The organism is Pseudomonas sp. GW822-FHT02G04, from assembly GCF_058802085.1.
The window spans coordinates 23,215-41,182 of record NZ_JBXANU010000030.1; the positions used below are offsets into that span (position 1 = coordinate 23,215).

General features: G+C 61.0%; 16 protein-coding genes. All 16 read left to right on the forward strand.

The features are described from left to right. The first annotated feature begins 78 nt into the window (after positions 1-78). The 16 genes from mraZ (at position 79) to lpxC (ending at position 17,878) form a co-directional block, all read left to right on the forward strand. Positions 79-534 carry a division/cell wall cluster transcriptional repressor MraZ gene (gene mraZ, locus AC1RO5_RS26500; RefSeq protein ID WP_003205355.1) on the forward strand — a complete coding sequence of 152 codons (456 nt, stop codon included), beginning with the start codon at positions 79-81 and terminating at the stop codon, positions 532-534. Further along, positions 531-1,478: a 16S rRNA (cytosine(1402)-N(4))-methyltransferase RsmH gene (rsmH, locus tag AC1RO5_RS26505; protein ID WP_493178528.1), complete on the forward strand. Its 948-nt coding sequence runs from the start codon at positions 531-533 to the stop codon at positions 1,476-1,478. The genes mraZ and rsmH overlap by 4 nt, the downstream gene beginning before the upstream one ends. Next, positions 1,475-1,768: a cell division protein FtsL gene (ftsL, locus tag AC1RO5_RS26510; RefSeq protein ID WP_003205353.1), complete on the forward strand. Its 294-nt coding sequence runs from the start codon at positions 1,475-1,477 to the stop codon at positions 1,766-1,768. Before rsmH ends, ftsL begins: the two co-directional genes overlap by 4 nt. Then, positions 1,768-3,507, forward strand: coding sequence for a peptidoglycan D,D-transpeptidase FtsI family protein (locus tag AC1RO5_RS26515; protein ID WP_493178588.1), 1,740 nt, complete (start codon positions 1,768-1,770; stop codon positions 3,505-3,507). The genes ftsL and AC1RO5_RS26515 overlap by 1 nt, the downstream gene beginning before the upstream one ends. Then, a complete protein-coding gene (locus AC1RO5_RS26520; protein ID WP_493178529.1) occupies positions 3,507-4,970 on the forward strand; it encodes a UDP-N-acetylmuramoyl-L-alanyl-D-glutamate--2,6-diaminopimelate ligase in 1,464 nt (487 codons plus the stop codon). Before AC1RO5_RS26515 ends, AC1RO5_RS26520 begins: the two co-directional genes overlap by 1 nt. Continuing rightward, positions 4,963-6,330: a UDP-N-acetylmuramoyl-tripeptide--D-alanyl-D-alanine ligase gene (locus AC1RO5_RS26525; RefSeq protein ID WP_493178530.1), complete on the forward strand. Its 1,368-nt coding sequence runs from the start codon at positions 4,963-4,965 to the stop codon at positions 6,328-6,330. The genes AC1RO5_RS26520 and AC1RO5_RS26525 overlap by 8 nt, the downstream gene beginning before the upstream one ends. Beyond that, positions 6,330-7,412, forward strand: coding sequence for a phospho-N-acetylmuramoyl-pentapeptide-transferase (mraY, locus tag AC1RO5_RS26530; RefSeq protein WP_007939841.1), 1,083 nt, complete (start codon positions 6,330-6,332; stop codon positions 7,410-7,412). The genes AC1RO5_RS26525 and mraY overlap by 1 nt, the downstream gene beginning before the upstream one ends. Before the next feature lie 5 nt (positions 7,413-7,417). Next, complete coding sequence (gene murD, locus AC1RO5_RS26535) at positions 7,418-8,764, forward strand: UDP-N-acetylmuramoyl-L-alanine--D-glutamate ligase (protein WP_493178531.1); 1,347 nt, start codon at positions 7,418-7,420, stop codon at positions 8,762-8,764. After that, positions 8,761-9,978, forward strand: a complete 1,218-nt coding sequence (gene ftsW, locus AC1RO5_RS26540; RefSeq protein ID WP_007939843.1) for a putative lipid II flippase FtsW — start codon at positions 8,761-8,763, stop codon at positions 9,976-9,978. Before murD ends, ftsW begins: the two co-directional genes overlap by 4 nt. Beyond that, positions 9,968-11,038 carry an undecaprenyldiphospho-muramoylpentapeptide beta-N-acetylglucosaminyltransferase gene (gene murG, locus AC1RO5_RS26545; protein ID WP_493178532.1) on the forward strand — a complete coding sequence of 357 codons (1,071 nt, stop codon included), beginning with the start codon at positions 9,968-9,970 and terminating at the stop codon, positions 11,036-11,038. The genes ftsW and murG overlap by 11 nt, the downstream gene beginning before the upstream one ends. After that, complete coding sequence (murC, locus tag AC1RO5_RS26550) at positions 11,031-12,491, forward strand: UDP-N-acetylmuramate--L-alanine ligase (RefSeq protein ID WP_018930135.1); 1,461 nt, start codon at positions 11,031-11,033, stop codon at positions 12,489-12,491. The genes murG and murC overlap by 8 nt, the downstream gene beginning before the upstream one ends. After that, the gene (locus AC1RO5_RS26555) at positions 12,488-13,444 is read left to right on the forward strand and encodes a D-alanine--D-alanine ligase (RefSeq protein ID WP_493178534.1); all 957 of its coding nucleotides are present in this window, start codon (positions 12,488-12,490) and stop codon (positions 13,442-13,444) included. Before murC ends, AC1RO5_RS26555 begins: the two co-directional genes overlap by 4 nt. A 4-nt stretch (positions 13,445-13,448) precedes the next feature. Then, a complete protein-coding gene (locus tag AC1RO5_RS26560; protein ID WP_007939848.1) occupies positions 13,449-14,318 on the forward strand; it encodes a cell division protein FtsQ/DivIB in 870 nt (289 codons plus the stop codon). A 15-nt stretch (positions 14,319-14,333) separates the two neighbouring features. Next, the gene (gene ftsA, locus AC1RO5_RS26565; protein ID WP_007939849.1) at positions 14,334-15,593 is read left to right on the forward strand and encodes a cell division protein FtsA; all 1,260 of its coding nucleotides are present in this window, start codon (positions 14,334-14,336) and stop codon (positions 15,591-15,593) included. A 67-nt stretch (positions 15,594-15,660) separates the two neighbouring features. Next, complete coding sequence (gene ftsZ, locus AC1RO5_RS26570) at positions 15,661-16,854, forward strand: cell division protein FtsZ (protein ID WP_007939850.1); 1,194 nt, start codon at positions 15,661-15,663, stop codon at positions 16,852-16,854. 112 nt (positions 16,855-16,966) lie between these two features. Beyond that, positions 16,967-17,878, forward strand: coding sequence for a UDP-3-O-acyl-N-acetylglucosamine deacetylase (gene lpxC / locus AC1RO5_RS26575; RefSeq protein WP_007939852.1), 912 nt, complete (start codon positions 16,967-16,969; stop codon positions 17,876-17,878). The last annotated feature ends 90 nt before the right edge of the window (positions 17,879-17,968 follow it).

A 17,968-nucleotide genomic window follows, 5' to 3' on the forward strand; every position in this document is an offset into this window, starting at 1 on the left:
TAGTGTGCGCAAGTGGCGGAAAGTGGCATGAAGTGGGTTTTTTGAGCGCAAAACGCTAATATTTGGAGAAACGCTGACGTGTTTCGCGGAGCTAACGCTATCAGTCTCGATGCAAAGGGCCGTCTCGCCATGCCGAGCCGGTACCGTGACGAGCTCGTTTCGCGTAGTTCCGGTCAATTAATCGTCACCATCGATGCCGTTGATCCGTGTTTGTGTGTTTATCCCCTCGATGAGTGGGAAATTATCGAAACCAAACTGCGCGCACTGCCTTCGCTTCGCGAAGAAAACCGCCGCCTGCAACGTTTACTGATTGGTAATGCCGTCGACCTCGAGCTCGATGGCAGTGGTCGTTTTCTGGTTCCGCCGCGTCTTCGCGAATATGCCAAGTTGGATAAGCGCGCGATGTTGGTAGGCCAACTGAACAAGTTCCAATTGTGGGACGAGGATGCCTGGAATGCGGTTTCTGCCGCTGACCTGGCTGCTATTCAACAACCGGGCGCCATGCCTGATGAACTGCGTGATTTGATCCTGTGACTATTGATAGCGGCTTTAACCACATCACCGTACTGCTTGACGAAGCCGTCGAGGCTCTCGCCGTACGTCCTGATGGCTGCTATCTGGACGGCACGTTCGGACGCGGCGGACATAGCCGGTTGATCCTCAGCAAGCTCGGGCCCGATGGTCGGTTGCTCGGGTTCGACAAAGATCCTCAAGCGATTGCCACCGGGCAAACGCTAGCGGCCGAAGACGGCCGCTTTGTCGTTGTACAGCGCAGCTTTGCCGAGCTCGGTTCGGAAGTCGCCGAACGCGGTCTGGCCGGCAAGGTCAGCGGTGTTCTGCTTGACCTGGGCGTGTCTTCGCCGCAGCTTGACGACCCTGAGCGCGGCTTCAGTTTTCTCAACGACGGCCCGTTGGACATGCGCATGGACCCGTCCCGCGGGATCAGCGCCGCCGAGTTTGTCAACAACGCGCCGGTGGAAGAAATCGCCCGGGTGTTCAAGGAGTACGGCGAAGAACGTTTCTCCGGCCGCATGGCGCGTGCCGTGGCCGAACGTCGCGACATCAAGCCATTCGAGCGCACTGCCGATCTGGCGGAAGTGCTGAAAGTCGCCAACCCTGCATGGGAAAAGGGCAAGAACCCGGCTACCCGTGCATTCCAGGGTCTGCGTATTCACGTCAACAACGAACTGGGCGATCTGGAAACCGGTCTCGAAGCCGCGCTGGAGTGCCTGGAAGTCGGCGGTCGTCTGGTAGTGATCAGCTTCCACTCGCTGGAAGACCGCATCGTCAAACTGTTCATGCGTAAACTGGTGAAAGGCGAGGCTGATAACCTGCCGCGCAACCTGCCGGTCCGTCACGTTGCCTTCGAACCAAAAATCAAAGTCCATGGCAAAGCGCAGTCCGCCTCCGAGGCCGAACTCAAAGCCAACCCACGTTCCCGTAGCGCCATCATGCGCGTCGCGGAGAAGCTGCGGTGAGCAAGCTTTTCGCCAAGCCACTTCCCGGCGGAAGCTTTTTCATGCTGCTGCTCTTTATCGGTGTGCTCGTGTCGGCCATCGGCGTGTCCTATAGCGCCCACTGGAACCGTCAGCTGTTGAACTCGCTGTACAACGAATTGAGCGTGCGCGACAAGGCGCAGGCGGAGTGGGGCCGGTTGATTCTCGAACAGAGCACCTGGACCGCCCACAGCCGTATCGAAGTGTTGGCGACCGAGCAGCTGAAGATGCGCATTCCTGGCGCTGCTGAAGTGCAGATGGTGGCGCCATGATGAAACTCGAAGGCGCACTCTTCCCGTGGCGGTTCCGTCTGGTGCTGGGCTTGCTCGGCATCATGGTGGCGGCGATTTCCTGGCGCATCATTGATCTGCAAGTGGTCGACCGTGACTTCCTTAAAGGTCAGGGCGACGCGCGCAGTGTTCGTCATATTCCGATTCCGGCTCACCGTGGTCTGATCACCGACCGTAACGGCGAGCCGTTGGCCGTGAGTACCCCGGTCACCACCCTGTGGGCCAACGCCAAGGAAATGCAGCTGGCCAAAGAGAAATGGCCGGCACTGGCGGCTGCCCTGGGGCAGGACCCCAAAGCCCTGGCCGAACGTCTCGAAGCCCAGGCCAACAAAGAATTCATTTACCTGGTGCGCGGGCTGACCCCCGAGCAGGGCCAGGCTGTGCTCGATCTGAAAGTGCCGGGCGTCTATGGCATCGAAGAGTTCCGGCGTTTCTACCCGGCCGGTGAAGTCACTGCCCACATGGTCGGCTTTACCGACATCGACGATCACGGGCGCGAAGGCGTCGAGCTGGCCTACGACGAATGGCTGGCCGGGGTGCCCGGCAAGCGACAGGTCATCAAGGACCGGCGCGGCCGGTTGATCAAAGATGTCCAGGTCACCAAAAACGCCAAGGCCGGCAAGCCCTTGGCGTTGTCCATTGACCTGCGCCTGCAATACCTGGCCAACCGCGAACTACGCAACGCGATCATCGAGAACGGCGCCAAGGCCGGTAGCCTGGTGATCATGGACGTGAAGACCGGCGAGATTCTCGCCATGGTCAACCAACCGACCTATAACCCGAATAACCGTCGCAACCTGCAACCGGCGATGATGCGCAACCGCGCAATGATCGACGTATTCGAGCCGGGTTCGACCATGAAAGCGATTTCCATGAGCGCCGCGATCGAAACCGGGCGCTGGAAACCGAGTGACACCGTCGAGGTGTACCCGGGCAGCTTGCAGATTGGTAAATACACCATCAAGGACGTATCCAAGACCGAAGGTCCGGTGCTCGACCTGACCGGTATTCTGATCAATTCCAGTAACGTCGGCATGAGTAAGGTCGCGTTCGATATCGGCGGCGAAACGATTTTCCGTCTGGCACAGAAAGTCGGCCTCGGCCAGGACACCGGCCTGGGCTTCCCGGGCGAGCGCGTCGGCAACCTGCCGAACTACCGCGAATGGCGCAAGGCTGAAACCGCCACGCTGTCCTACGGCTACGGTATTTCCGTGACCGCGATCCAGCTGGTCCACGCCTTCTCGGCCCTGGCCAACAATGGTCGTCTCGCACCGTTGACCCTGATCAAAACCGACAAGGCGCCGCAAACCACTCAGGTGCTGCCTGAAGCGGTCGCGAAAACCATGCAAACGATGCTGCAACAAGTGATCGAAGCGCCGCGCGGCGTATTCCGTGCGCAGGTGCCGGCGTATCACGTGGGCGGCAAGTCGGGTACTGCGCGTAAAACGTCGGTCGGAACCAAAGGCTATGCCGAGAACTCCTACCGCTCGCTGTTCGCCGGTTTCGGCCCGATGAGCGACCCGCGTTACGCGATCGTGGTGGTGATCGATGAACCGACCAAGGCCGGTTACTTCGGTGGTCTGGTATCGGCGCCGGTGTTCAGCAAAGTGATGTCCGGGACGCTGCGCCTGATGAACATCACCCCGGACAACCTGCCAGCCACTCAACAAGCGAACGCCGCACCGGTCGTTCCGCTGAAAGCTAATGGAGGGCGCGGCTGATGTCGCTGAGCCTGAACAAGATTTTCGCCCACGCCGGCCGTGATCTATTGATCCGCGAACTGGCGCTGGACAGCCGTAACGTACGGGCAGGTGATTTGTTCCTTGCGGTCCCTGGCGGCAAGTTCGACGGTCGTGCGCATATCGCCGACGCCTTGCAGCGTGGCGCTGCCGCCGTGGCTTATGAAGTCGAAGGCGCGACCGTGCTGCCGATTACCGACGTGCCGCTGATTCCGGTCAAAGGCCTGGCGGCGCAGCTGTCGGACATCGCCGGGCGCTTTTATGGCGACCCGAGCCGTCACTTGAACCTGATCGGCGTGACCGGCACCAACGGTAAAACCAGCGTGACCCAATTGGTCGCGCAGGCCCTCGACTTGCTCGGTCAACATTGCGGCATCGTTGGCACCCTGGGCTCCGGTTTCTACGGCGCGCTGGAAAGCGGCCTGCACACCACGCCGAACCCGATTGCGCTGCAAGCAACCCTCGCCGACCTGAAAAAGGCCGGTGCCAAAGCCGTGGCCATGGAAGTCTCTTCCCATGGGCTGGATCAGGGCCGCGTAACCGCGTTGGCCTTCGATGTGGCGGTGATGACCAACCTGTCGCGCGATCATCTGGATTACCACGGCACCATGCAGGCCTATGGCGAAACCAAGGCCAGATTGTTTGCCTGGAATGATCTGAAGTGCCGGGTGGTCAACCTCGACGACGATTTTGGCCGGCAACTGGCGGCCGATGAAGGCGAGTCGCGGCTGATCACTTACAGCCTGGAAGACTCCAGCGCTTACCTGTATTGCCGCGAAGCACAGTTCAATGACGAAGGCGTGCGCGCCACGCTGGTCACGCCCCAGGGCGAACACCATTTGCGCAGCACCTTGCTTGGCCGTTTCAACCTGAGCAACGTGCTGGCCGCCGTCGGTGCCTTGCTCGGTCTGGACTATGCGCTGGACGAAATCCTCAACGTGCTTCCGAAGCTCGAAGGCCCGGCCGGTCGCATGCAGCGTCTGGGCGGCGGCACTCAGCCGTTGGTGGTGGTCGATTACGCCCACACGCCGGATGCGCTGGAAAAAGTCTTGATGGCCCTGCGTCCTCATGCCAAAGGCCGTTTGCTGTGCCTGTTCGGTTGCGGTGGTGATCGCGATCGCGGCAAGCGTCCGCTGATGGCTGAAGTGGTCGAGCGTCTGGCCGACGGTGTACTGGTCACCGACGACAACCCGCGCACCGAAGACCCCTCCGCGATTTTCGACGACATCCGCGCCGGTTTCACCGCTGTGGATAAAGTCACCTTTATCGCCGGTCGTGGCCAGGCGATTGCCCAGTTGATCGCCAGCGCTTCGGCGGATGACGTGATTGTCCTGGCTGGTAAAGGTCATGAGGACTATCAGGAAATCAATGGCGAACGCCTCGCTTTCTCCGATCTGGTCGAGGCCGATCATGCCCTGACCGCGTGGGAGGTGGCCCATGCTTAAAGTCTTGAAACTGAGCGAACTGACCGGCGTGCTGAATGCTCGTTTGATTGCCGGTGATGCCAGCTTCGACGGCGTCAGCATCGACAGCCGGGCGATCAAGCCCGGCCAATTGTTTATTGCTCTGGCCGGCCCGCGTTTCGATGGCCATGACTACCTGAATGACGTCACCGCCAAAGGCGCCGTGGCTGCCCTGGTCGAACGCGAAGTTGCCGACAGCTCGCTGCCGCAACTGCTGGTTAAAGACACCCGCCAGGCCCTTGGCCAATTGGGCGCGATCAACCGTGCCGCGTTCACTCAGCCGGTCGCGGCCGTTACCGGTTCCAGCGGCAAGACCACGGTCAAGGAAATGCTGGCGAGCATCCTGCGCACGCGCGGTCCGGTGCTGGCGACCCGTGGCAACCTGAACAATGACCTCGGCGCTCCGCTGACCCTGCTCGAACTGGCGCCGGAACATACCGCCGCCGTGATCGAACTCGGCGCTTCGCGCATTGGCGAGATTGCCTACACCGTCGCCATGACCAAGCCCCACGTGGCCATCATCAACAACGCCGGGACCGCCCATGTTGGCGAGTTTGGCGGGCCGGAAAAAATCGTCGAAGCCAAGGGCGAGATTCTCGAAGGGCTGGATGCCGATGGCATCGCCGTGCTGAATCTCGACGATAAGGCCTTCGACATCTGGAAGACCCGTGCCGCCGGTCGCAAAGTGCTGACCTTTGCCCTGAGCAACATCAACGCCGACTTCCATGCCAGCGATCTGGACCGCGATGCCCGCGGTTGCCCGGCGTTCAACCTGCACAGCCCTGAAGGTGTGGAGCGGGTTCAGCTGAATCTGCTCGGCACCCATAACGTCGCCAATGCCATGGCCGCCGCTGCTGCCGCCCATGCTTTGGGTGTGTCGCTGCCTGGTATCGCCGCCGGCCTTGGCGCAGTGCAACCGGTAAAGGGCCGCACCGTCGCGCAACTGGCGCCTAACGGCATGCGCGTAATCGATGACACATACAACGCGAACCCCACCTCTATGTGCGCCGCCGTTGATATACTCGCCGGCTTTTCCGGCCGCACCGTTTTGGTGCTCGGGGATATCGGCGAGTTGGGCGCGTGGGCAGAGCAGGGGCACCGCGATGTGGGCGAGTACGCCCGCGGCAAGGTTTCCGCGCTTTACGCCGTCGGGCCAATGATGGCTCACGCCGTGAACGCTTTCGGCGAGCAGGCCTTTCACTTCAGCACACAGCCTGAACTGATCAAGGCGCTGGAAGCCGAGCAGGACACAAACACTACCTTTTTGATCAAGGGCTCGCGCAGCGCTGCGATGGAAAACATCGTTGCCGCTTTGTGCGGGACCAGTCTGGAGAAACATTAATGCTGCTGCTGCTAGCGGAGTATCTGCAACAGTTCTACAAAGGCTTCGCGGTCTTTCAGTACCTGACCCTGCGCGGGATCCTCGGTGTGCTGACCGCGTTGGTCTTGTCGCTGTGCTATGGCCCGTGGATGATCCGCACTCTGCAGAACCGTCAGATCGGTCAATCCGTTCGCAACGACGGCCCGCAATCGCACCTGTCGAAGTCGGGCACCCCGACCATGGGCGGCGCGCTGATTCTTTCCTCCATCGGCGTCAGCACCTTGCTGTGGGCTGACCTGGCCAACCGTTACGTTTGGGTCGTGTTGTTGGTGACCCTGCTGTTCGGCGCCATCGGCTGGGTTGACGACTACCGCAAGGTCATCGAGAAGAACTCCCGCGGCCTTCCGAGCCGCTGGAAGTATTTCTGGCAGTCGGTGTTCGGCCTGGGCGCAGCGATCTTCCTTTATATGACTGCCGCGACGCCGGTGGAAACCACCCTGATCCTGCCGATGCTCAAGGACTACAGCATTCCGCTGGGCGCAGGCTTCATCGTCCTGACCTATTTCGTGATTGTCGGTTCAAGCAACGCGGTCAACCTGACCGACGGCCTCGACGGTCTGGCGATCATGCCCACCGTGATGGTCGGCGGCGGCCTGGGGATCTTCTGCTACCTGTCGGGTAACGTGAAGTTCGCCGAATACCTGCTGATTCCTTACGTACCGGGTGCGGGTGAGCTGATTGTGTTCTGCGGCGCGTTGATTGGTGCGGGCCTGGGTTTCCTCTGGTTCAACACTTATCCGGCACAAGTCTTCATGGGCGACGTCGGCGCGCTGGCGCTGGGCGCGGCCTTGGGCACCATCGCGGTGATCGTCCGTCAGGAAATCGTCCTGTTCATCATGGGCGGTGTGTTCGTGATGGAGACCCTGTCAGTCGTGATTCAGGTTGCCTCCTTTAAGCTGACCGGTCGCCGTGTGTTCCGCATGGCACCGATTCACCACCACTTTGAACTCAAGGGCTGGCCCGAGCCGCGTGTGATCGTCCGTTTCTGGATCATCACGGTGATTCTCGTGTTGATCGGCCTTGCCACCCTGAAGCTGAGGTAGAACGAGTGTCTCTGATCGCTTCTGACCACTTCCGCATCGTTGTCGGCCTCGGCAAGAGCGGCATGTCCCTGGTTTGCTTCCTGGCGAACCGGGGCGTGTCGTTTGCTGTCGCCGATACGCGGGAAAATCCACCGGAACTGGCCACGCTCAAGCGTGACTATCCGCACGTGGAAGTGCGTTGTGGCGAGCTGGACGTCGAATTCCTGTGCCGTGCCGACGAGCTCTACGTGAGCCCCGGCCTGGCGCTGGCGACCCCGGCCCTGCAGGCCGCCGCCGCCCGTGGCGTGAAAATGTCCGGCGACATCGAACTGTTCGCGCGTAACGCGAAAGCGCCGATTGTCGCCATTACCGGTTCCAACGCCAAAAGCACCGTCACCACCCTGGTCGGCGAGATGGCGGCTGCGGCGGGCAAGCGTGTTGCCGTCGGCGGTAACCTCGGCACGCCGGCGCTGGATTTGCTCAGCGACGACGTCGAGCTGTACGTGATGGAGCTGTCGAGCTTCCAGCTCGAAACCACCGATCAGCTCAACGCTGAAGTGGCGACCGTGCTGAACGTCAGTGAAGACCACATGGATCGCTACAGCGGTCTGCCGGCCTATCACCTGGCCAAGCACCGGATCTTCCGGGGCGCCAGGCAGTTTGTGGTCAACCGTCACGACGCCCTGAGCCGTCCGCTGATGGGTGAAGGTCAGCCGTGCTGGACCTTCGGTTTGAACAAACCCGACTTCAAGGCCTTCGGCATTCGGGAAGAGGATGGCGAGAAATACCTGGCCTTCGAATTCCAGAACCTGATGCCGGTACGCGAGTTGAAAGTTCGTGGTGCGCATAACCAGTCCAACGCCCTCGCGGCATTGGCGCTCGGCCATGCCGTCGGCCTGCCATTCGACGCCATGCTTTCAGCCCTGCGCAAATTCGCCGGGCTCGAGCATCGCTGCCAGTGGGTCCGCGACCTTGATGGCGTGAGCTACTACAACGATTCCAAAGCCACCAACGTCGGCGCAGCCCTGGCGGCCATCGAAGGCCTGGGGGCGGACATCGACGGCAAGCTTGTGCTGATCGCCGGTGGCGATGGCAAGGGCGCCGAATTCAAGGATTTGCGTGATCCGGTGGCGGCCAACTGCCGCGCCGTCATTTTGATGGGTCGTGATTCCGACAAGATCGGTGAAGCCATCGGCGATGCCGTGCCACTGATTCGCGTCGGCTCGCTGATCGAAGCGGTCGAGCAATGCCGCGCCATCGCCGAAAAGGGCGACGCGGTGCTGCTGTCGCCGGCCTGCGCCAGTTTCGACATGTTCAAGAACTATGAAGACCGTGGTCACCAGTTCGTCCGCGCCGTGGAGGATCTGGCATGAGCTTGAGAAACATCATCAAGCCGTATCCATCGCCGCTCATCACCGGGCGCGGTATCGACCTCGATTTCCCGATGCTCGCTGGTTGCCTGGCACTGCTCGGCCTGGGGCTGATCATGATTGCCTCGGCATCGACCGAGGTGGGGGCGGTGCAATCGGGCAGCGCCTTGTACTACATGATTCGCCACCTTATCTACGTTGTGCTGGGCCTGGGTGCCTGCATCGTCACCATGATGATTCCTATCGCCACCTGGCAACGCCTGGGCTGGCTGATGCTGCTTGGTGCGTTCGGCTTGCTGGTGATGGTGATCGTCCCGGGTATCGGCCGGGAAGTGAACGGTTCGATGCGCTGGATCGGTTTCAGTTTCTTCAACGTTCAGCCTTCCGAGATCGCCAAGGTATTCGTGGTGATCTACCTCGCCGGTTATCTGGTGCGCCGTCAGAAAGAAGTGCGTGAAAGCTGGATGGGCTTCTTCAAGCCGTTCATCGTGCTGCTGCCGATGGCAGGGCTGTTGCTGATGGAACCGGACTTCGGTGCCACCGTCGTGATGATGGGGGCGGCTGCGGCGATGCTGTTCCTCGGCGGGGTCGGGCTGTTCCGGTTTTCCCTGATGGTGGTCCTGGCCGTCGCGGCGGTGGTGTTGTTGATTCAGATGCAGCCGTATCGAATGGCGCGTCTGACCAACTTTGCTGACCCGTGGGCCGACCAGTTCGGTGCCGGCTATCAGCTCTCCCAGGCATTGATCGCTTTTGGTCGCGGCGAATGGCTGGGCGTCGGCCTGGGCAACAGCGTGCAGAAACAGTTCTACCTGCCGGAAGCCCACACCGACTTCGTGTTTTCGGTTCTGGCTGAAGAACTGGGTGCCGTGGGTTCCTTGTGCACGGTGGCGCTGTTTGTCTTCGTTTGTATTCGGGGCATGTACATCGGCCTGTGGGCCGAGAAAGCCAAACAGTTTTTTGCCGCCTACGTTGCTTACGGCTTGTCGTTCCTGTGGATCGGCCAGTTCCTGATCAACATCGGCGTGAACGTCGGCCTGCTGCCGACCAAAGGTCTGACCCTGCCATTCCTCAGTTATGGCGGCAGTTCGTTGGTGATCTGCTGTGCCTGTCTTGGCTTGTTGCTGCGTATCGAGTGGGAGAGTCGAACCCACCTGGGCAGCGAAGAGATGGAATTCCATGAGAGCGACTTCGCCGAGGAGCCGAACCATGGGCGCTAACGTACTGATCATGGCTGGCGGCACCGGTGGGCATGTGTTCCCGGCACTTTCCTGTGCTCGCGAGTTCCAGGCCCGTGGCTACACCGTGCACTGGCTCGGCACGCCCCGCGGGATCGAAAACGATCTGGTGCCGGCGGCCGGTATTGAATTGCATCGGATCCACGCCAGCGGTTTGCGCGGCAAGGGCAAATTGTCCCTGCTCAAGGCGCCGATCATGTTGCTCAAGTCGATCTGGCAGGCGCGGGCGATCATTCGTCAGCTGCGGCCGGTCTGTGTGGTCGGTTTTGGTGGTTTTGTGACCGGCCCCGGCGGCGTTGCAGCCAGACTGGCCGGCGTACCGGTCATCGTTCACGAGCAGAACGCCGTGGCCGGTACCGCCAATCGGTTGCTGGTGCCGTTGGCCGCCCGAGTCTGTGAAGCGTTCCCCGACACCTTTACCCTGTCGGACAGCCGTCGGACCACCGGTAACCCGGTGCGCACCGAGCTGTTCCTCGAAACACCGCGACCTGCCCTGGCCGGTCGCAAGGCGCGTTTGCTGATCCTGGGCGGAAGCCTGGGCGCAGAGCCGTTGAACAAGTTGCTGCCTGAAGCCCTGTCGCAAGTCGCCCCCGACCTGCGCCCGGACGTGTTCCATCAGGCCGGCAAAAACCACGATGAGGTGACTGCAGAGCGCTATCGCGCGGCTGGCGTCGAGGCGCAAGTGCAGCCTTTCATCAAAGACATGGCCCAAGCCTATGGCTGGGCCGACCTGGTGGTGTGCCGCGCAGGCGCGCTGACCATCAGTGAACTGGCGGCCGCCGGTCTGCCCTCGATGCTGGTGCCTTTGCCCCACGCGATCGACGATCACCAGACCCGCAACGCTGATTATTTGGCCCGTGAAGGCGCTGCCTTCCTGATGCCGCAAAGAACGACTGGCGCAGCGGACCTTGCCGCTCGCCTGACAGAGGTCTTGATGCAACCGCAACGACTCAACGACATGGCCAGCGCGGCACGCCGCCTGGCCAAACCCGATGCCACTCGTAACGTGGTCGATACTTGCCTTGAGGTGGCCCATGGTTGAGAACAAGAAAGCCATGCCACAACCGGAAATGCGCCGCATCCGTCGCATCCACTTCGTCGGTATCGGCGGCGTGGGCATGTGCGGCATCGCCGAAGTGTTGCTGAACCTGGGCTATCAAGTGTCCGGTTCCGACCTGAAAGCTTCGCCGGTGACCGAGCGCCTGGAATCTTTTGGTGCGCATATTTTCATCGGCCACCGTGCCGAGAACGCCGCAGCCGCCGACGTGCTGGTGGTGTCGAGCGCCGTCAACACGTCCAACCCGGAAGTCGCGACCGCGCTGGAACGCCGGATTCCGGTGGTGCCGCGTGCCGAGATGCTCGCCGAGCTGATGCGTTACCGCCACGGCATTGCCGTCGCCGGTACCCACGGCAAAACCACCACCACCAGCCTGATCGCTTCGGTGTTCGCCGCCGGTGGCCTGGACCCGACGTTCGTCATCGGTGGCCGTCTGAATGCCGCGGGCACCAATGCTCAGCTTGGCACCAGCCGCTACCTGATCGCCGAAGCCGACGAAAGCGATGCCAGCTTCCTGCACTTGCAGCCGCTGGTGGCCGTGGTCACCAACATCGACGCCGACCACATGGCGACCTACGACGGTGACTTCAACAAGCTGAAGAAAACCTTCGTCGAGTTCCTGCACAACCTGCCGTTCTACGGTTTGGCGGTGGTGTGCCTGGACGATCCGGTGGTGCGTGAAATCCTGCCGCTGGTGAAGCGTCCGACGGTCACTTACGGCTTCGGCGATGACGCCGACGTACGCGCCATCAACGTACGCCAGCAAGGCATGCAGACGTTCTTCACCGTGCTGCGCCCTGACCGCGAGCCGCTGGATGTCTCGGTGAACATGCCGGGCAACCACAACGTGCTGAACGCGCTGGCGACCATTTGCATCGCCACCGACGAAGGCGTCAGCGATGAGGCCATCGTCCAGGGCCTGTCCGGGTTCCAGGGTGTTGGCCGTCGCTTCCAGGTGTACGGCGAACTGCCGGTCGAAGGCGGCAACGTGATGCTGGTGGACGACTACGGTCACCACCCGACCGAAGTCGCGGCGGTGATCAAAGCCGTGCGCGGTGGCTGGCCGGAGCGTCGTCTGGTGATGGTCTACCAGCCGCACCGTTACAGCCGCACCCGCGACCTTTACGACGACTTCGTCAATGTGCTGGCCGACGCCAACGTGCTGCTGCTGATGGAAGTCTATCCGGCCGGCGAAGAGCCGATTCCGGGCGCCGACAGCCGCAAGCTGTGCAACAGCATCCGTCAGCGCGGTCAGCTCGACCCGATCTACATCGAGCGCGGCATCGACCTCGCGCCGATCGTCAAGCCGCTGCTGCGTGCCGGCGACATTCTGCTGTGCCAGGGCGCCGGTGATATCGGCGGCCTCGCACCCAAACTGTTGAACAGTCCGTTGTTCGCCGGGGCCGTTGCCGCACCGGTAGAGGGGAAGTTGAAATGACTGCTGCTTACGCCAACCTCGTCTCCACTATCGCGCCGAAAGATTTCGGTCGCGTCGCCGTGCTGTTCGGCGGCAAGAGTGCCGAGCGTGAAGTGTCCCTGAAGTCGGGTAACGCGGTGCTCGATGCACTGCAAAGCGCCGGTGTGGACGCGTTCGGTATTGATGTGGGCGATGATCTGCTGCAACGCTTGCTGAACGAAAAAATCGACCGCGCCTTCATCATCCTCCACGGTCGTGGCGGTGAAGACGGCAGCATGCAGGGCCTGCTCGAATGCGCAGGGATTCCGTACACCGGCAGCGGCATTCTGGCCTCGGCCCTGGCCATGGACAAACTGCGCACCAAGCAGGTCTGGCACAGCCTCGGCATTCCGACGCCACGCCACGCGGTACTGCGCTCCGAGGCCGATTGTATTTCGGCGGCCACGGAACTGGGCTTCCCGCTGATCGTCAAACCGGCCCATGAAGGTTCCAGTATCGGGATGGCCAAAGTGACTTCCGCGCCCGAGTTGATCGAGGCGTGGAAAGCGGCCAGTACCTACGATTCGCAAGTGTTGGTCGAGCAATGGATTCATGGTCCGGAGTTCACCATCGCCACCCTGCGTGACCAGGTGTTGCCACCAATTGCCCTGGGCACGACGCACAGTTTCTACGACTACGACGCCAAGTACATCGCCAACGATACCCAGTACCGCATTCCGTGCGGCCTGGACAGCGACAAAGAAAAGGAACTCATGGACCTCACGGCCAGAGCCTGTGAGGCGCTGGGTATCGCCGGTTGGGGCAGGGCAGACGTGATGCAGGACGCCGACGGGCAGTTCTGGTTCCTGGAAGTCAACACCGCACCGGGCATGACCGATCACAGTCTGGTGCCAATGGCGGCCCGTGCCGCTGGCCTGGATTTCCAGCAACTGGTTCTGGCGATTCTGGCCGCAAGCATTGAGCCACGAGGGTAAGACCATGCAAGGCGCACAGCTGAGACATCAGCCCTCCGCACCACCCGGCCGCAAGCCGGTGCCGCGGGGTGCCAGCCGAATGGTGGCCAAAGAGCCGATGTCCGTGCGCCTGCCGAAAGCCAACTTCGGTTTTCTGAAAAGCCTGTTCTGGCCCGTGCTGCTGGTGGCGTTGGGGTTCGGTACTTATGAAGGCGCACAGCGTTTGTTGCCGTACGCCGACCGGCCGATCACAAAAATCGCTGTGCAGGGCGACTTGAGTTACATCAGCCAGCAAGCGGTGCAGCAGCGGATCGCCCCGTACGTGGCGTCGAGCTTCTTCACCATCGACCTGGCGAGCATGCGCACCGAGCTTGAACAGATGCCATGGATTGCCCACGCCGAAGTGCGCAGGGTGTGGCCGGATCAGGTCGTGATTCGCCTGGAAGAACAACTGCCGGTGGCCCGTTGGGGCGATGAGTCGCTGTTGAACAACCAGGGGCAGGCGTTCACCCCGCGCGAGCTGGCGAACTACGAACACTTGCCACAGCTGTTCGGCCCCCAGCGGGCCCAGCAGCAAGTAATGCAGCAATACCAGGTGCTGAGCCAGATGCTCAGGCCATTGGGTTTCTCGATTGCACGCCTGGAGTTGCGTGAACGAGGCAGCTGGTTCCTGACCACCGGCGCAGGCAGCGCCGGTCCCGGAATCGAACTGCTGCTGGGACGCGGCAACCTGGTGGAAAAGATGCGCCGCTTCATTGCCATCTATGACAAGACGCTCAAAGAGCAGATTACGAACATTGCGCGCATCGATCTGCGCTACGCCAACGGCCTCGCCGTTGGCTGGCGGGAACCTGTAGCGCCGACGACAGCCCAACCCGCTGTCGCAAAGAATTAAGAAGAGGCAGGACCCATGGCAAACGTGCAAAGCGGCAAAATGATCGTCGGTCTCGATATCGGCACCTCCAAGGTGGTGGCGCTGGTCGGCGAGGTCGCGGACGACGGCACGCTCGAAATCGTCGGGATCGGTACACATCCGTCCCGCGGCCTGAAAAAAGGCGTAGTGGTGAACATCGAGTCCACCGTCCAGTCGATCCAGCGCGCTATCGAAGAAGCGCAGCTGATGGCCGGTTGCCGGATCCACTCGGCGTTCGTCGGCGTGGCCGGCAATCACATCCGCAGCCTGAACTCCCACGGCATCGTGGCGATTCGTGATCGCGAAGTCAGCTCCGCCGACCTTGAACGCGTCCTCGACGCCGCCCAGGCTGTGGCAATCCCGGCTGACCAGCGCGTGCTGCACACCCTGCCGCAGGATTACGTGATCGATAACCAGGAAGGCGTTCGCGAGCCTTTGGGCATGTCCGGCGTGCGTCTGGAAGCCAAGGTTCACGTGGTCACCTGCGCCGTCAACGCCGCACAGAACATTGAAAAATGCGTGCGCCGCTGCGGCCTGGAAATCGACGACATCATTCTCGAGCAGCTGGCTTCGGCGTATTCGGTGTTGACCGACGACGAGAAAGAACTGGGCGTGTGCCTGGTGGACATCGGCGGCGGCACCACCGACATTGCGATCTTCACCGAAGGCGCGATCCGTCACACCGCGGTGATCCCGATTGCCGGTGATCAAGTGACCAACGACATCGCCATGGCGTTGCGCACCCCGACCCAGTACGCCGAAGAAATCAAGATTCGCTACGCCTGCGCCCTGGCCAAACTGGCCGGTGCCGGCGAAACCATCAAGGTGCCGAGTGTCGGCGACCGTCCACCGCGCGAACTGTCCCGCCAGGCCCTGGCCGAAGTGGTCGAGCCGCGTTACGACGAGCTGTTCACCCTGATCCAGGCCGAACTGCGTCGCAGCGGTTATGAAGACCTGATCCCGGCCGGCATCGTGCTGACCGGCGGTACGTCGAAGATGGAAGGCGCGGTCGAACTGGCCGAAGAGATCTTCCACATGCCGGTTCGCCTGGGCGTGCCACATGGCGTCAAGGGCCTGGACGACGTGGTTCGCAACCCGATCTATTCCACCGGCGTTGGCCTGTTGATGTACGGCCTGCAGAAGCAGTCCGACGGGATTTCGTTCTCGGGCATCGGCAGCCGCGACAGCTACAGCAACGACGAACCGAAAGCCGCTCTGCTCGATCGCATCAAGAGCTGGGTGCAAGGCAATTTCTAAAGCTTTACCGCAACACCGCTTCAAACAGCAGTAGGCGAAAAAACTAGAGAACGTAAGGAGAGGGAAAATGTTCGAACTCGTAGACAACATCCCCGCAAGCCCGGTAATTAAAGTTATCGGTGTTGGCGGTGGCGGCGGCAACGCTGTCAATCACATGGTCAAGAGCAACATTGAAGGCGTTGAATTCATCTGCGCCAACACTGATGCCCAGGCGCTGAAAAGCATCAGCGCGCGGACCATCCTGCAACTGGGCACCAGCGTGACCAAAGGTCTGGGCGCTGGCGCCAACCCTGAAGTAGGTCGTCAGGCCGCTCTCGAAGACCGTGAGCGCATTGCCGAAGTCCTGCAGGGCACCAACATGGTGTTCATCACCACCGGCATGGGCGGTGGTACTGGTACCGGCGCGGCGCCAATCATTGCTGAAGTGGCCAAGGAAATGGGGATCCTCACCGTTGCGGTAGTGACCCGTCCGTTCCCGTTCGAAGGCCGCAAGCGCATGCAGCTCGCCGACGAAGGTATCCGTCTGCTGTCTGAAAGCGTCGACTCGTTGATCACCATTCCCAACGAGAAGCTGCTGACCATCCTCGGTAAAGACGCCAGCCTCTTGTCGGCTTTCGCCAAGGCCGACGATGTACTGGCCGGTGCCGTTCGCGGTATCTCCGACATCATCAAGCGTCCGGGCATGATCAACGTCGACTTCGCCGACGTACGTACCGTGATGAGCGAAATGGGCATGGCGATGATGGGCACTGGCTGCGCCAGCGGTCCGAACCGTGCACGTGAAGCTACCGAAGCGGCCATCCGCAACCCGCTGCTCGAAGACGTGAACCTGCAAGGTGCACGCGGCATTCTGGTGAACATCACCGCCGGTCCTGACCTGTCTCTGGGTGAGTACTCCGACGTGGGTAGCATCATCGAAGCCTTCGCTTCCGAGCACGCAATGGTCAAGGTCGGTACCGTTATCGATCCGGACATGCGCGACGAGCTGCACGTGACTGTTGTTGCCACGGGTCTGGGCGCTAAAATCGAGAAACCTGTAAAGGTCATCGACAATACCGTTCACACCTCGATGGCCTCCCAGCCACAACAACAAGCCCCTGTTCGTCAGGAACAGCCTGCGGTGAACTACCGTGACCTGGACCGTCCGACCGTCATGCGCAACCAGGCTCAGGCCGGTGCTGCGACTGCCGCGAAGATGAACCCGCAAGATGATCTGGACTACCTGGACATCCCGGCTTTCCTGCGTCGTCAGGCCGATTGATGAAATGTATCAGGGGTATTAGGGTGATTGGTGTTCAGCAAAGGTCTGGTCTGCTATCATCGCCAGCCTTTGTTGATACCAGTTCGCAATTTGCGCTGAAGCGGCCCATGCCATGATTAAACAACGCACCCTGAAGAATATTATCCGTGCCACAGGTGTCGGCCTGCACTCCGGGGAGAAGGTCTACCTGACCCTCAAGCCAGCGCCTGTCGACACCGGCATTGTGTTTTGTCGTGCTGACCTCGACCCTGTGGTGCAGATTCCTGCCCGCGCGGAAAACGTTGGCGAAACCACTATGTCGACCACGCTTGTTAACGGTGACGTCAAAGTGGACACGGTGGAGCACCTGCTCTCGGCCATGGCTGGCCTGGGCATCGATAACGCCTACGTCGAGCTCTCCGCGTCCGAAGTCCCGATCATGGATGGTAGCGCTGGACCCTTCGTATTCCTGATTCAATCGGCCGGCCTGGAAGAGCAGGACGCCGCCAAGAAGTTCATCCGGATCCTGCGGGAAGTGACAGTGGAAGACGGCGACAAGCGCGCCACTTTCGTCCCTTTCGAAGGTTTCAAAGTGAGCTTCGAGATCGATTTCGATCACCCGGTTTTCCGTGACCGCACACAAAGTGCAAGCGTGGATTTTTCCAGCACTTCGTTCGTAAAAGAAGTCAGCCGCGCACGTACCTTTGGTTTCATGAGTGATATCGAGTACCTGCGCAAGCACAACCTCGCACTCGGCGGCAGCGTTGAAAACGCAATTGTGGTCGACGCGGATGGTGTACTGAACGAAGACGGTCTTCGCTATGAAGACGAATTCGTGAAGCACAAGATCCTCGATGCGATTGGTGACCTCTACCTGCTGGGCAATAGCCTGATTGGTGAGTTCAAGGGCTTCAAGTCCGGACACGCATTGAACAACCAGCTGCTGCGCAAGTTGATTGAGCAGACAGATGCTTGGGAAGTCGTGACGTTCGAAGACGCCAGCACCGCACCGATCTCTTACATGCGTCCTGTTGCGGCCGTGTAAGCAAAAAACCTCTCTAGTTTTTTAAAGGCTACCTTCGGGTAGCCTTTTTTTATGTCTGCATGATCATTCCCACGCTCTGCGTGGGAATGC